This window comes from Haloarcula halobia, from assembly GCF_029338255.1.
Lineage (GTDB): Archaea > Halobacteriota > Halobacteria > Halobacteriales > Haloarculaceae > Haloarcula > Haloarcula halobia.
Genome location: NZ_CP119787.1, coordinates 2,230,641 through 2,243,963 on the forward strand (window position 1 = coordinate 2,230,641; position 13,323 = coordinate 2,243,963).

Sequence of the window (13,323 nt, forward strand, 5' to 3'; positions counted from 1 at the left end):
CTATTCTTAAGTCACCGTCAGTCGAATCCCCGTCCATGACAGACCCATCCATAGTCGTCGACGTCGCCTGTGAAACGGGCGAAGGACCACTCTGGCACCCCGACGAGGGGCGTCTCTACTGGGCCGACATCCCCCGTGGGCGCATCTACCGTCACGACCCGGATTCGGGCGACCACGAACTCGTCTACGAGGACGAGACAGAGCGCATCGGCGGATTCACGTTCCAGGAAGACGGCTCGCTGCTGCTGTTCCAGGAGGCGGGGGCCGTCCGCCGTCTCGACCGGGCCGACGGGGGCGTCCGGACGGTGGTCGACCCGGACCCCGACCGCTTCCACGAGCGGTTCAACGACGTCATCGCCGACCCGGAGGGGCGCGTGTTCGCGGGCGTGATGCCCGACACGGAACGGGACCGCCCCGGCCAGCTGTACCGCCTCGACACCGACGGTACCTTCGAACTCGTCCGGGAGGCGTGTACGCTCCCCAACGGGATGGGATTCACGCCCGACCGGTCGCAGTTTTACTTCACCGATACCGGCCTCGTCGACCCGGACAACCCGGGATACATCTACCGCTACGACTACGACGTGGCGACCGGGGCGATATCGGACCCCGAGGTGGTCGTCGAGTGCGACGAGTTCGACGGCTACCCGGACGGGATGACCGTCGACGAGACGGGGGCCGTCTGGTCGGCGTTCTGGGACGGCAACGCGCTCCACCGGTTCTCGGCCGAGGGGAGCCACGAGGAGGCGGTCGAGTTCGACCCGCGGAAGGTGTCGTCGCTGACCTTCGGCGGCCCGGACTACGAGACGGCGTACGTCACGACGGCCTGCGTCAAGACGCGCGAGACAGAGGGCGAGGGCGCGGGGAGCCTCTACACCGTCGACCTCGGCGTGGGCGGCGTCCCCGAGTTCCGCTCTGCCATCGAGGGCTGACTTACCGGTCGGCCTGGACCTGTTCCCGCAGTCCGCGCATGTAACCGATTGCGAACAGTCGGCCGAGCGTGTGGTAACCCGGGTTCGAGTTGTCCTCGCCGGCCATCGTCGGGACGTGGTCGGGCCGCATCGGGACGTCGTCGCCGACGTGTTCCTCGTGGGCGCGCATCGCCGCCAGCATGTCGGTCTGCCCCTCGTCGTGCCACGTCTCGACGAAGTGGTCGGCGTCGCCACGGATGTCGCGGAAGTGGACGAAGTGGATGCGGTCGCCGAAGTGCTCGATGGCCGCGGGGACGTCCGTCTCCATCGCCGCGAAGTTACCCTGACAGAACGTGATGCCGTTGTGCTCGCTCTCGTAGGCGTCGAGCACGCGGTCGTAGGCGTCGACGCTCCGGATGATTCGGGGGACGCCACGGAGTTCCTCGCGCGGCGGGTCGTCCGGGTGGAGCGCGAGTTTCACGCCGGCCTCCTCGGCGACGGGCGTGACCTCCTGCAGGAAGTACTCCAGGGCCTCCCAGAGGTCCTCGTGGGTCGCACTGGCCGCGTCCGACGGCGGCCCGCCCTGGACCTTCGCGTTGTCGAACTCGGTCGTGTACGAGCCGCCGCGCGATTCGACGTGGGCGGCGGTCCGGGCCCACCGCACGCCGGCCATCCAGTCGTAGGCGACGACGGGGATGCCCACCTCGCCGCAGGCCCGGAGGAACCGCTTGAACGTCTCGATGTCCTCGTCACGTCCGTCCCGGCCGAGTCTGACCCGGTCGGAGATGGGGACCGAGCCCTCCAGGACCGAGAACTCGAGACCCGCGTCGGTGAGCCAGTTGTCGAGACCCAGGAGGTCGTCGTACGACCAGTGTATCCGGCCGTCGCCGATCTCGAGTGGGTGGATGACGGTCTTGCGAACCCCCATCTGTTTCGCGAGCTGCCATCGTTCGTCCGGTTCTGGCGGCAATACGAGTGCTGGATCGACCATACCGGGGCTGGGAGTGGGGGTATTGTAAGTCTCACGGTGGGCCCGAAGACTCTTCGGCGGGGAAGCCCTCGCCCCCAAATATGACCGAACGAGCAGTCTACATCCAGCGGCTCGACCCCGACCGGCGAGACGAGTACGTCACGGCCCACGAGGACGTACCCGAGGGAGTGACAGACGCGATGGAGCGGGGTGGCGTCGAGGCGTTCGAACTCTACCTCAGAGACGACATCGCGGTCTGTATCCTCGAGTGTGCGGACGTAGAGGAGTACCTCGAGGCCGTCGACGGGGACGAGGCGGTCGCCGAGTGGGAGCGCCACACCGGTCAGTTCAAGCGGGAGGGCGTCGACCCCGACGCCGACCCCGAGTCCGGCATCCCGTTCATGGACCGTATCTGGCGGTTCGAACCGGAGGACTGAAAGCGGCCACCGACGGCGGACCCGACCCACAATACTGAGAGAGGTCGCCCGACTCGGCACCACTTTCGGCCCGACGGCGTCCTCACCATCTGGTAACGACCGGAGGTATTTTTTCGGACCCCCGAGAACCACCACCCGTATGGATACTTCGTTCGATACTCTCGTACTGGCCATCGGCCCACGTGACGACGACAGACTCGAAACGCTCGCACAGACGGTCCTCCAGGTCGCGAAACCGACCGGCGCGACGGTCATCCTCTCACACGTGTTCACCGGCGACGAGTTCAAGGAGTTCGCCCGGGAACTGGACTACCCCCGCGCCACGGAGGAAGACATCGACGACATCGTCGACCGGCACAAGTCGGTCCGCTACATGGAGGACGTGTTCGACGAACACGACGTCGACTACGAGGTCGAGGGGTTCGTCGGCGACGCGGCCGAGAAGCTGGTCGACCTCGCCGATAAGCGCGGGGCGGACCGCGTCGTCATCTCCGGCCGGACGCGAACGCCGGTCGGGAAAGCCGTCTTCGGGAGCACGTCACAGACGGTCCTGCTCGACGCGCCCTGTCCCGTCACCTACGTCAAGCCCAACTGAGGCGCGCTCAGCCCCAGAGGTCGCCCTCGGGGTCGTAGCGGGCGTCCATGATGCGGTCCCACTGCGCGTCCGAGAGATCGACGTCGGCGGCGGCCACGTTCTCCTCGAGCTGCTCGGGCGTCCGGGCGCCGACGATGGGGACACAGGTGAACTCGTCCCAGTCCATCACCCAGCGCAACGCCACCTGAGCGGGCGTCGCGTCCACCTCGTCGGCGACGGTGCGGACCGCCTCGAGGACCTTCCAGCCCCGCTCGGAGGCGTACCAGTCGCCGAAGAAGTCGTCGAAGCTCCCGCGTGCGCCGTCGGGGGCCTCGACGGCCTCGGGGCCGTCGGGGTCGGCCCGCTCGTACTTCCCGGTGAGGAAACCGCCGGCCAGCGGCGAGTAGTTACAGACCGCGAGGTCCTGGTCCGCACAGACCTCGAGGTACTCTTTCACGTCCTCGTAGTAGCCGGCGTGGTGGAGCGGCTGGGTGACCTCGAAGCGCTCGAGGCCCTCGACGTCGCTCGTCCACAGCGCCTTGGTCAGTTGCCAGGCGGCCATCGTCGACGCGCCCAGGTAGTGGACCTTCCCCTCGTGGACCAGGTCGTCGAGGGTCCGCAGCGTCTCCTCGATAGGGGTCTCGTCGTCCCAGCGGTGGATGTAGTAGACGTCGAGGTAGTTCGTCCCCAGTCGGTCCAGGGTCCCCTCTACCTGGGCGCGGATGTGCTTGCGGCCCAGCCCCCGGTCGTTCGGGCCCGGTTCCCCGTCGCCGTTGTACGGGAAGTACACCTTCGACGTGATAACGAAGTCCTCCCGGTCGTGGTCTTCGAGCCAGTCGCCGACGTACTCCTCGCTCAGGCCGTGGGGCGTCCCGTAGACGTTCGCGGAGTCGATGAAGTTGATGCCGTGTTCCCACGCCGCATCGAGCAGTTCGTGTGCCGCCTCGCGGTCCGTCTCGACGACGCCGTTTGTCTCTTTGCCGAAGCGCCACGTCCCGAAACAGAGTTCGGAGACGCGGGTGCCCGTGTTGCCCAGCTGTCTGTAATCCATCTCGTCGAGGTGTCCGTCTGGTTCGGTAAACAACCTTTCGCCACACCGCGGGGATCACTCGGCGGTCTCGCGCTCGACGAGCGTGATGTGCTCGCAGGCCAGCAGCGTCGTCCCCTCCTGGTCCTCGACGACGTACTCGTAGACCACCCGCCCCAGGTCGTCGTTGTAAGCTTCGGTCTCGACGACCTCCCGGTGGACAGTCAGCGTCGTCCCGATGCCGACGGGGTTGACGAAGCGCAGCGAGTCGTAGCCATAGGAGAACGAGCGGGGGTTCATGTCGGCGACGAGCGCCTCCGCCACCGAGAACACGAGGTTGCCGTGGGCGATTCGCTCCCCGAAGTCCGACGCCTCGCCGCGTTCTGCGCTCATATGGAGCGGGTGGAAGTCCCCCGAGAGGCCCGCGAAGTTCACGATGTCGGCTTCCGTGATGGTCCGGGCTGCCTCGACGGTGAAGGTCTCGCCCTCCTCGATGGCCTCGAAGTACCGGTCGGTATCCTTGGCGGGTGCGTCCATGTCTCCAGTGACGCCGGAGACGATAATAAATCCAGGCGGCGACGCTGCCTGCGGTGAGGGGCCGTGAGAGACCTCCAACGGTTACCCGACCCAAAGGGATTATGCACTCCAGTCCGATTGGGCGCATATGCAGTTCGATTGGATGGTCCAGTGTTACGCCGGCGCGGGCGTCCACCGGGACACGCCGATGCTCGAGACCGTGGAGCGCGAGACAGTACTGAACGGCGTCGACGCCGCCGTCGACACCGGCCTGGAGGGTCTGTGGGCCCCCGACCACTTCATGCTCGGCCCGAAGGCCGAGGAGTACGAGGTGTGGACGCTGCTCAGTGCGCTGGCCGAACGCACCGACGACGTGGACATCGGCCCCCTCGTCGGGTCGGTGACGTACCGCAACCCGGCGCTGCTGGCGAAGATGGCGACCACCGTGGACATCCTCTCGGAGGGGCGACTCAAACTCGGCCTGGGTGCCGGCTGGCACGAGGAGGAACACCACGCGTACGGCTTCGACTTCCCCGACATCGGAACCCGCATCGAGATGCTGGAGGAGACGATACACGTCGTGAAGGCGATGTTCACCGAGGAGCACCCGACCTACGAGGGCGAGCACTACCAGATCGACGACGCGCTCAACAATCCGAAACCGCCGAGCGAGCCCCATCCCCCCATCGTCATCGGCGGCGCCGGTCCCCGGATGCTCCGTCTCATCGCCCGCCACGCAGACGAGTGGAACGTCGAGATCAGCGCCCGGGCCCGGGGGAAGCCCATCGACTTCAAGGTGCGCAAGTTCGACGAGTACTTGGAGAACGAGGGGCGGGACCCCGACGACGTCCGCCGGTCCTGGCTCGCCCACGTCCTCGTCCGCGAGGACGAGGCGGCCGTCGAGGAGGCGGTCGACGACATCTTCCCGCTGCCGTGGGGCGAGGAGGCCGACATGAACGAGGAGCTCAGCGACGCCGACGACGCCCGCGAGAAGGGCAGCATGCTCATCGGGACGCCCTCGCAGGTCGCCTCCCAGATAGAACGCATCCAGGACCTGGGATTCGACCGCCTCCAGCTGATGTTCCTGGACTTCCCCAGCGAGCGGAGCATGGAACTGTTCGGCGACGAAGTGGCCCCCGAGTTCCAGTAACCCGCCGACCGAGCTATTTATCGCCCGGCGTCGAAGGCCGCCCATGGGCTGTACGGTCACCGACGAGTACCAGCGTCGTGGCATCGACACCGTCTTCCTGGAGAACGACCATCTCCGCGTCGAGGTGCTCGCCGGCAAGGGGAGCGACGTCACGGAGATTCGGGACAAGCGCACGGACACGAACGTCCTGTTCGAGTCGCCACACGAGTGGCGGCCGCCGGATGCCGGCCCGACCGCCGCGCCGGACGCTGAATTCGCCTTCCTCGATCACTACCCTGGCGGGTGGCAGACCGTCCTCCCGGCGGCGGGCGGGCCGACGTCGGTCGCCGGGGCGACCCTCACGCTCCACGGCGAGTCGAGCCTCGTCCCGTGGGACGCCCGAATCACCGCCGACGCCGACGAACGGGTGGCCGTCGAGTTCTCGACGTCGCTGACGCGCTACCCGTTCACCGTCGAGCGCGAGATGACGCTGGCGGCCGGCGAGGCCGCGCTGACGGTCACGGAGACGGTCCGGAACGAGGGGGAAGTATCTGTCCCCTACTCGTGGCTCCAGCACGTCGCGCTCGGCGAACCGCTCGTCGGCCCGGACGCACGCCTGACGGTCCCCTGCGAGACGGTGCTCGTCGATCCCGACCAGACCAGCGACAACGCGCGGCTTCCGCCCGGCGAGACCTACGCGTGGCCGGTCTGTGAGACGCCCGAGGGCCCCGTCGACCTGCGGGTGTTCCCGCCCCGCTCGGAGCGGGTCCACGACCTGGTGGCACTGACCGACCTCGCAGAGGGACGCTACACCGTCTCGAACCCGACGCTCGACCTCGGGGTGACCGTCCGCTTCCCCGAATCACTCTACGAGTACCTCTGGTACTGGCAACCCTTCGGCGGGTTCGACGAGGCGCCCTTCTTCGGGCGCACCTACAACGTCGGCCTCGAACCGTGTACGTCGATACCCAACGCCGGCCTCGAGGAGGCCATAGAGAACGGCACCGCGGAGTCACTCGACCCCGGCGAGACCCGGACGTCGACGGTGACCCTCGAGACCCACCCCGTCGAGTAGGCTCACTCGCCGAAGGCACCCATCGCGACCCAGGCGTTGTTCAGCGGGTGGTACCCCGGTTCGACGGCGACGCCGCGGTTCGGGTCGTCGCGTTCGTGGGCGCGGGTCAGCCGCCCGTACCAGTTCCCGTGGCGCGGGTTGACGAAGTGAGCCATTGAGTGTTCCCAGATCCGGTCGTACCACTCGAGGTAGGCGTCGTCGTGCTGGGCGAGCAGGGCGGCGGCGCCGATGGCCTCGGTGAGTTCCCAGCTGTACTTGTCGTCGACGACCGGGTCGCCGTCGCCATCGACGGTGTAGTAGAACCCGCCGTGCTCGTCGTCCCAGCCCGTCTCGACCGCGACGTCGAACAGTTCCGTGGCTCGTCGGACCTGCCAGTTCGCCGGGTCGTGTTCGTGGAGGACGAGCAAGAGCTTCGCCCACTCGGCGTGATGGCCCGGCTGGTAGCCCCAGGGACGGAACTGGTGGGCCGGGTCGTCGCGGTTGTACGCCATGTCGGGGTCCCAGTCCTCGGTGAAGTGCTCCCAGAGCCGGCCGGTGTCGTCCTCGGCGAGGTCCCTGGTCACCGTCGACGCGATGGTGCGCGCCCGGTCGAGGTAGCGGTCCTCACCGGTGGCCTCGTAGGCCGCCAGCAGGGCCTCGCAGGTGTGCATGTTCGCGTTCAGGCCACGGTAAGGCGACAGGTCGCTCCAGTCGCCGCTGGCCTCGTCGGCACAGAGGCCGTGGCCGGGCTCCCAGAACCGCTCGTCGACGACGTCGTAGGCGCGTTCCAGCGTCTCCTGGCCGCCCTCGATGCCGGCCTGGTGGGCGCGCGCGCCGGCCAGCATCACGAAGCCGTGGCCGTAGCAGTGTCGCGTCGAGTCGACCGTCTCGCGGCCCTCGAGGAGCCAGTCGTACCCCTCGTGGGTCTCGTCCCAGTGCCCGGACTCGAGGAAGGTGAGCCCGTGTTCCGCCGCGGCACGACACCAGACCGGGCCGTCGAGCATGGCACCGACGCTGAAGTTGTGGACGGCTCGCGCCGTCGCGACGAGGTGTTTCGTCCGCCCGTCGTAGCGGTGGCCGTCACGTTCGTCCAGCTGTGCGGTGTAGCCGCCGTAGTGGATGTCGACACACGAGGGGTAGTAGAAGGACAGGACGTCACGGATCTGCTGGCGGAGCCAGTCGGGGTCCCGATAGCGTGAACCGGACATGGACGTCGGTACCAGCGGACGGCATAAAACTCTACGTGGCTGTCATCGACGCGCTTCGGGCGGACGGTCACCCCGGGACAGATACGGTGGCGTACTGTTAAGCCGTTGCCGGCCGACCCGGGAGTATGGACGACCCGTCACTCGCGGAACTGACCAGCAGGTACGAGCGGCTCTATCCCGGGGCCGTCGTCGACGTGCTCGACGACCGGGGGTTCGAGGACCAGACGATGCGGGCCGGCATCGCGCCGCTCCGCGACGGGATGCGGACGGCGGGCATCGCGTACCCGGTGGTCGGCCGGCCGAACCGGAGCGTCGACCCCGAGGCGAACATGCGCCAGATACTCCGGATGCTCGGTGAGGCGCCCGAGCACGGAGTACTCGCCTACCAGACCAACGACGACGGCGACGCGGCTCAGCTGGGCGAACTCTCCGTCGTCGCGCTGAAAGCCGCCGGCGTCAACGGAGCCGTGGTCGACGGCGGGGTACGCGACGTCTCGTACATCCTCGAGGAGGACTTCCCGGTGTTCTCGGAGTACCGGACGCCGGCCGACGCGGTGCCCCGGTGGGAGATACTGGAGTGGGGCGACAGCGCTGTCGTCGGCGGGGTCGACGTCTCCGCGGGCGACGTGATCCTCGGCGACGTCGACGGCGTCGTGGTCGTCCCCGGGGAGGCGCGACAGTCGGTCCTCGAGGAGGCCGAGGAGCTCGCTGCGACGGAGAACGATGTCCGGGACGCCGTCCGCAGCGGGATGGCGCCGCTCGACGCCTACGACGAGTACGGCGTCTTCTAGAGGCCGCTGTGGGCCAGCCAGCCGCCGTCGACGGGCACGTTCGCGCCGGTCATGAACGACGCCTCCTCGCTGGCGAGGAAGACAGCGACGTCCCCGATGTCCTCCGGCGTGCCAAAGCGGGGCAGGAGGGTGTGCTCGGCTGACTGCGCGATATCCTCCTCGGAGAGGTAGTCCTGCAACGGTGTCTCGACGTACCCCGGGTTGATGCAGTTGACGCGCACGTCGTCGTCACCGAGTTCGACGGCCAGGTCCCGCGTCATGTTCACGACGCCGCCCTTCGCGGCGGCGTAGGCGGGGCCGCCACCGCCCTCGAAGCCCCGCACCGACCCGATGTTGATGATCTGGCCGCTCCGCTCGACGATGTGGGGGACGGCATACTTCACGGCGTAGAAGACGCCGCTGAGGTCGACATCGAGCGAGCGCGCCCAGTCCTCGACGTCGGTCGTCTGTGAGTCGCCGACGACCTGGATGCCCGCGTTGTTGACGAGCACGTCGATACCGCCGTAGGTGTCGACGGCCGTCTCGACCATCGCCTCGACGCTCCCGGGGTCGCCGACGTCCGTCTCGACGAACGTGCCGTCGCCACTGGTCTCCTCGGTGACGACCTGGGCTGTGGGCACCGTCTCGTCGCTGTCGTAGCGGTCGCCCTGTTTCGGGTCGCGGCGGACGTCCGCGACGACGACGTTGGCGCCCTCCGTCCCGAACCGCCGTGCGATGCCTCGACCGATGCCGCTGGCCGCGCCGGTGACGATGACCGTCCGGTCGGCATGTCGCTGGGCTTCCATACAGGTAACTCGACCGGGACCGGCTTATAGGTTCGTCGCCGGGCGTCAGGGGTAGTAGATGCGCGTCATCCTGCGGCGCCGGACAGTCACGCTCGCCAGCACGTCGACGGGACGGTACTGAAAGGGGCCGGGGGGTTTCCGGCTGGTTGCTCCGCACCGCCTCGATGAAACAGTACCCCGGCGTCTGCCGACAGTCCGTGGCGGAACTACGACTGACCGCGCTCGTGGCGAATCGCCGAAAGCAGCCCGTTGAGGTAGCCGACGGCGTGGGCGCGCCCGCGATGGTCCCAGTCGGTGTCGTCGTCGACGTGGGGCGTGTGGTCGGGGATGACCATGCCCGAGAAACCGACCTCCTCGAGCAGCGAGAGGATCTCGTAGGCGTCGTAGTTGCCCTGGTCGATGAACGTCTCGGTGAACTTCGGGACGGTGCCGTCGACGTCGCGGAAGTGGACGTAGAACAGCTCGTCGCGCTCGCCGAAGTACCGGATGACCGCCGCTAAGTCCTCGCCCATCTCGGACCAGCAGCCGAGACAGAACTCGAGGCCGTGGTTCTCGCTGGGGACGAGGTCCATCGCCCGCTTGAAGTTCTCGAAGTTGCGGAACAGTTGCGGGATGCCGCCCAGCGACTCGACGGGCGGGTCGTTGGGGTGCAGACACACCTTCACGCCGGCCGCCTCGGCGACCGGGAGGAGTTCCGAGAGGAAGTACTCGTAGTTCTCCCAGAGTTCGTCTTCTGTGTACGCCCGGTCGTGGGTGAGTTCGTCGTCGACGGCCTCGAGGTCGAAGCCCGAGGCGCTGGCACCGCCACGGACCTCGACGTCGACGTTCCGCCAGACGCCGCTTGGCATCCAGTGGTAGCCGAACATCGGGATGCCGGCCCGACCCATGTTGCGAATCGTCGTCTTGACGTGGTCCATCTGTTCTTCCTTGCCCTCCTTGCCGAGCATGATCTTGTCGTAGAAGGAGATGGGGATGTTCTCGATGGCGTTCAGCCGGAGGCCGTGGGACTCGACGCGTTCGCGGAGTTCGAGGAGGTTCTCGTAGGACCACTCCTCGTCGCCCTCCAGGGGGATTCGCTCGTTGTCGGGCATGTGCGGGTAGTCGGGCGTGTACCGGTACATGTTCAGGAGGACGTCGTCGACGCCGAGTTGCTTGGCAAAGCGGAGTTTGTCCGCGGTCGGGTCCATGAACTGCCCGAGACCGACCCGGAGCGGGAGGTTCTCGAAGTCGGTCGCGAGGCTCTCTGACTGCTGGCTCATACAGAGACAAGTCCGAACGCGAGTATAAGCGTTTTCCAGGGGGTTGCAGGTTCGGCTACGCGAGCAACCGCTCGGCGCGCTCGCTCGCGTCGGCGATGGCCTCCTCGACGGGGACTGACCGCTCGACGACCGCCGCCTCGACCATCTCGTCGAGTATCTCGTTGAGGTCGACGTACTCGGGGATGCGCGGCAGTGTGTTGACCGGGCCCGTGTTGACCTCCTCGACCATCGAGTAAAAGGAGTTCTCCCGGAGGATCTCCGGGTCGCGCCAGGTCGAGAACCGCGTCCCGGAGGCGCCCTCCCTCGTCGTCACCAGGTCGTTCTCGGGGGACGCGGCGTGGCGGATGAAGTCGTACGCCAGGTCGGCGTGTTCGCTCCCGCTCGGGACCGTCAGGCCGTACGTCACGGTCAGCGAGGTGTGCTCGCCGGCATCGCTGTCGGCCCGCGGGATGAGGCCGTAGTTCGTCCGCCCGAAGACGTCCGAGTCCGGGGCCTCGGCCATCGCGCCAAAGCCCGACCAGTTCCACATCATCGCGGCCTTCCCGTCGGCGTAGAACTGGCCAGTCTCGACGCTCTCCATCTCGAGGGACTCGGGTGGGACCACCTCGTGTTCGTGGATCAGGTCGTGGTAGTACTGGAGCGCCGCCCGCCCCTCGGGGCTGTCGAAGGCGGGCAGCCCGTCGTCGTCGAGCAGGCGGCCGCCGCGGCTCCACAGCTGGATACAGAAGTCGTAGACGTCGTTGTGCCCGTCGGGTTTCGCCGCCACGACGGTCCCCCACATGTCCTCGTCGGGCCGGGTGAAGAACTCGGCCACCTCGAGGAACTCGTCCCAGGTGCGTGGCACCGAGAGCGGGCGTCCGTACTCGGCGCGGAAGGCGCGCTGTTCGACGACACTCTCGAAGCAGTCCTCGCGGTAGTGGAATATCTCCGGGCCGTCGTGGTACGGGACGCCGTAGGTCGTCCCCTCGTAGGCCATCAGCTCGCGGAGGCTCGCTGCCCACCCGTCCGGCCAGTCTACCGGTGGGTCGCTCTCGAGGGAGCCGTCGATCGGTCGCAGGTAGCCTGCGTCGGCGAGCATCGGAAGCCAGTCGCTCAGACAGAGCAGGAGGTCGTACGTCCCGTCGGCGATGTCACCGGTGGCGACGAGTTCCTCGTGTATCTCCGGCAACGGGCGGTGCTCCCGTTCGAACGTCACGTCGGCGTCGACCGACGCGGTAAAGGAGTCCATCTGGCGCTGCAGCGCGTGCTCGAACCCCTCGAAGGGGCGCCCGACGAACCGTAGGGTTACCATAGAGTTGCTGACACGAGAGGGCACTTTAATTTCACTGTTGCACGACTGTCGACAGTAGCGCCTCGTGCTGCACGCAGGTCGGCAGCGTCACCCGAACGTGGCGAAGAAGATATACACGCTGGCAGTGAGTACAACGCGTATGGACCGCGCTCTCGAAGACGTCGTCGTCGCGGATTTCACCCAGATGATGCAGGGGCCGTGGGCGACACAGAAGCTGGGGGACATGGGTGCCGACGTCGTGAAGATCGAGCGACTGGGGGGCGAGTGGGAGCGGACCCTCGAGGCGGGCGGCCGGTTGCTCGACGACGTGAGTCCCTTCTTCCTCGCGATGAATCGGAACAAGCGAAGCATCACGGTCGACCTGACGGCCGACGATGGCAGGGAGGTGGCCCTCGACGTCGTCCGGGAGGCCGACGTGCTGGTCGAGAACTTCCGGCCGGGCGTCATGGACCGGTTCGGCCTGGGCTACGAGGACGTCCGCGAGGTCAACGCGGACCTCGTCTACGTCTCTGCGACCGGGTTCGGCAGCGACGGCCCGTACGTCGGGCGCCCGGGCCAGGACCTCCTCCTCCAGTCGATGAGCGGCCTGGCGAACTACACCGGCCGGAAGGGCGAGCCGCCGACGCCGGCCGGCACCGCCGTCGTCGACGAACACGCGGCGATGCTCATCGCGTTCCACACGATGGTGGCCCTGTTCCACAGGGAACGCACCGGGGAGGGACAGCGCGTCGACGTGAACCTGCTGAACGCGGCGCTGGACTTCCAGTGTCAGGAGATCACCGCCGCGCTCAACATGGACGTCGACTTCGAGCGCAGCGAGGCGGGCATCGCCCAGGCCTGGCTCGGGGCGCCGTACGGCATCTACGAGACGGCCGACGACCACGTGGCCATCGCCATGGCCCCGATGGACGCGCTCGCGGAGACGCTGGACCTCCCGGAACTGGCCGAGTACGAGACGCCCGAGGAGACGTTCGAGCACCGCGACGAGATAAAACGGACGCTGGAGGCCTACACGCGCGAGCGTCCGGCCGACGAGCTGCTCGAGACCCTGCTCGAGGCAGACGTCTGGGCCGCCGAGGTCAACGATTTCCAGGACGTCGCCGCGGACCCGCAGGTCGAGCACAACGGGATGCTCGTCGAACTGGACCACCCCGAGGACGGGACGTTCACGACCACCGGCATCCCGGCGGCGATGTCCGAGACGCCGGGCGACGTCCGCTCACCCCCGCCTCGTCCCGGCGAACACACGGACGAGGTACTCGCCGAGCTCGGCTACGACGAGAGCGAGCGCGAGGAACTGGTCGCGGCCGGGGTCGTCGGACGTCCCTGAACTGCCGTCCGGGGCGGAGTTTAAATACCAGCACCGGCAGA

14 protein-coding genes are annotated in these 13,323 nt (G+C 67.6%); 7 read left to right on the plus strand and 7 right to left on the minus strand.

Features of this window, described 5'->3' with window-relative positions:
* The first annotated feature begins 35 nt into the window (after nt 1-35).
* Nucleotides 36-932: an SMP-30/gluconolactonase/LRE family protein gene (locus P1K88_RS11865; protein ID WP_276410383.1), complete on the plus strand. Its 897-nt coding sequence runs from the start codon at nt 36-38 to the stop codon at nt 930-932.
* A gap of 1 nt (nt 933) precedes the next feature.
* On the opposite strand, the gene P1K88_RS11870 is transcribed toward P1K88_RS11865, so the two are convergent.
* A complete protein-coding gene (locus P1K88_RS11870) occupies nt 934-1,902 on the minus strand; it encodes a mannonate dehydratase (RefSeq protein WP_276410384.1) in 969 nt (322 codons plus the stop codon).
* An 80-nt stretch (nt 1,903-1,982) separates the two neighbouring features.
* Between P1K88_RS11870 and P1K88_RS11875 the strand changes: the two genes are divergently transcribed.
* Both P1K88_RS11875 and P1K88_RS11880 read left to right on the plus strand, forming a co-directional pair.
* Nucleotides 1,983-2,318, plus strand: a complete 336-nt coding sequence (locus P1K88_RS11875; protein WP_276410385.1) for an L-rhamnose mutarotase — start codon at nt 1,983-1,985, stop codon at nt 2,316-2,318.
* A gap of 139 nt (nt 2,319-2,457) precedes the next feature.
* Nucleotides 2,458-2,913, plus strand: a complete 456-nt coding sequence (locus P1K88_RS11880) for a universal stress protein (RefSeq protein WP_276410386.1) — start codon at nt 2,458-2,460, stop codon at nt 2,911-2,913.
* 7 nt (nt 2,914-2,920) lie between these two features.
* Here P1K88_RS11880 and P1K88_RS11885 read toward each other — a convergent pair whose 3' ends face one another.
* Nucleotides 2,921-3,943, minus strand: coding sequence for an aldo/keto reductase (locus P1K88_RS11885; RefSeq protein ID WP_276410387.1), 1,023 nt, complete (start codon nt 3,941-3,943; stop codon nt 2,921-2,923).
* A gap of 54 nt (nt 3,944-3,997) precedes the next feature.
* Nucleotides 3,998-4,456 carry a MaoC/PaaZ C-terminal domain-containing protein gene (locus tag P1K88_RS11890; RefSeq protein ID WP_276410388.1) on the minus strand — a complete coding sequence of 153 codons (459 nt, stop codon included), beginning with the start codon at nt 4,454-4,456 and terminating at the stop codon, nt 3,998-4,000.
* A gap of 127 nt (nt 4,457-4,583) precedes the next feature.
* Here P1K88_RS11890 and P1K88_RS11895 point away from each other — a divergent pair, with 127 nt between their 5' ends.
* Together P1K88_RS11895 and P1K88_RS11900 are read left to right on the plus strand one after the other, a co-directional pair.
* A complete protein-coding gene (locus tag P1K88_RS11895) occupies nt 4,584-5,585 on the plus strand; it encodes an LLM class flavin-dependent oxidoreductase (protein ID WP_276410389.1) in 1,002 nt (333 codons plus the stop codon).
* A 43-nt stretch (nt 5,586-5,628) separates the two neighbouring features.
* Entirely contained in the window at nt 5,629-6,639 is a 1,011-nt protein-coding gene (locus P1K88_RS11900; protein WP_276410390.1) for an aldose 1-epimerase, read from the plus strand.
* Nucleotides 6,640-6,641: 2 nt separating this feature from the next.
* Here the strand turns inward: P1K88_RS11900 and P1K88_RS11905 are convergent, their stop codons facing one another.
* Nucleotides 6,642-7,826 carry an AGE family epimerase/isomerase gene (locus tag P1K88_RS11905; protein ID WP_276410391.1) on the minus strand — a complete coding sequence of 395 codons (1,185 nt, stop codon included), beginning with the start codon at nt 7,824-7,826 and terminating at the stop codon, nt 6,642-6,644.
* A 125-nt stretch (nt 7,827-7,951) separates the two neighbouring features.
* On the opposite strand from P1K88_RS11905, the gene P1K88_RS11910 reads away from it, so the two are divergent.
* Complete coding sequence (locus P1K88_RS11910; RefSeq protein WP_276410392.1) at nt 7,952-8,617, plus strand: RraA family protein; 666 nt, start codon at nt 7,952-7,954, stop codon at nt 8,615-8,617.
* Here P1K88_RS11910 and P1K88_RS11915 read toward each other — a convergent pair.
* The 3 genes from P1K88_RS11915 to P1K88_RS11925 form a co-directional block, all read right to left on the minus strand.
* Entirely contained in the window at nt 8,614-9,402 is a 789-nt protein-coding gene (locus tag P1K88_RS11915; RefSeq protein WP_276410393.1) for an SDR family NAD(P)-dependent oxidoreductase, read from the minus strand. The two genes, P1K88_RS11910 and P1K88_RS11915, sit on opposite strands and share 4 nt — an antisense overlap.
* 206 nt (nt 9,403-9,608) lie before the next feature.
* Nucleotides 9,609-10,661 (minus strand): mannonate dehydratase, encoded by a 1,053-nt coding sequence (locus P1K88_RS11920; RefSeq protein ID WP_276410394.1) that lies wholly within the window; start codon nt 10,659-10,661, stop codon nt 9,609-9,611.
* Nucleotides 10,662-10,716: 55 nt separating this feature from the next.
* Nucleotides 10,717-11,952, minus strand: coding sequence for an ABC transporter substrate-binding protein (locus tag P1K88_RS11925; RefSeq protein WP_276410395.1), 1,236 nt, complete (start codon nt 11,950-11,952; stop codon nt 10,717-10,719).
* Nucleotides 11,953-12,091: 139 nt separating this feature from the next.
* Here P1K88_RS11925 and P1K88_RS11930 point away from each other — a divergent pair, with 139 nt between their 5' ends.
* Complete coding sequence (locus tag P1K88_RS11930; protein ID WP_276410397.1) at nt 12,092-13,282, plus strand: CaiB/BaiF CoA transferase family protein; 1,191 nt, start codon at nt 12,092-12,094, stop codon at nt 13,280-13,282.
* The last annotated feature ends 41 nt before the right edge of the window (nt 13,283-13,323 follow it).

What these genes read in the sequence shown, in the direction of transcription:
- P1K88_RS11865 (WP_276410383.1), top strand. Translation starts at nt 36, where the DNA reads ATGACAGACCCATCCATAGTCGTCGACGTCGCCTGTGAAACGGGCGAA.
- P1K88_RS11900 (WP_276410390.1), top strand. Translation starts at nt 5,629, where the DNA reads ATGGGCTGTACGGTCACCGACGAGTACCAGCGTCGTGGCATCGACACC.
- P1K88_RS11915 (WP_276410393.1), bottom strand. Translation starts at nt 9,402, where the DNA reads ATGGAAGCCCAGCGACATGCCGACCGGACGGTCATCGTCACCGGCGCG.
- P1K88_RS11895 (WP_276410389.1), top strand. Translation starts at nt 4,584, where the DNA reads ATGCAGTTCGATTGGATGGTCCAGTGTTACGCCGGCGCGGGCGTCCAC.
- P1K88_RS11930 (WP_276410397.1), top strand. Translation starts at nt 12,092, where the DNA reads ATGGACCGCGCTCTCGAAGACGTCGTCGTCGCGGATTTCACCCAGATG.
- P1K88_RS11885 (WP_276410387.1), bottom strand. Translation starts at nt 3,943, where the DNA reads ATGGATTACAGACAGCTGGGCAACACGGGCACCCGCGTCTCCGAACTC.
- P1K88_RS11925 (WP_276410395.1), bottom strand. Translation starts at nt 11,952, where the DNA reads ATGGTAACCCTACGGTTCGTCGGGCGCCCCTTCGAGGGGTTCGAGCAC.
- P1K88_RS11890 (WP_276410388.1), bottom strand. Translation starts at nt 4,456, where the DNA reads ATGGACGCACCCGCCAAGGATACCGACCGGTACTTCGAGGCCATCGAG.
- P1K88_RS11875 (WP_276410385.1), top strand. Translation starts at nt 1,983, where the DNA reads ATGACCGAACGAGCAGTCTACATCCAGCGGCTCGACCCCGACCGGCGA.
- P1K88_RS11870 (WP_276410384.1), bottom strand. Translation starts at nt 1,902, where the DNA reads ATGGTCGATCCAGCACTCGTATTGCCGCCAGAACCGGACGAACGATGG.
- P1K88_RS11910 (WP_276410392.1), top strand. Translation starts at nt 7,952, where the DNA reads ATGGACGACCCGTCACTCGCGGAACTGACCAGCAGGTACGAGCGGCTC.
- P1K88_RS11880 (WP_276410386.1), top strand. Translation starts at nt 2,458, where the DNA reads ATGGATACTTCGTTCGATACTCTCGTACTGGCCATCGGCCCACGTGAC.
- P1K88_RS11905 (WP_276410391.1), bottom strand. Translation starts at nt 7,826, where the DNA reads ATGTCCGGTTCACGCTATCGGGACCCCGACTGGCTCCGCCAGCAGATC.
- P1K88_RS11920 (WP_276410394.1), bottom strand. Translation starts at nt 10,661, where the DNA reads ATGAGCCAGCAGTCAGAGAGCCTCGCGACCGACTTCGAGAACCTCCCG.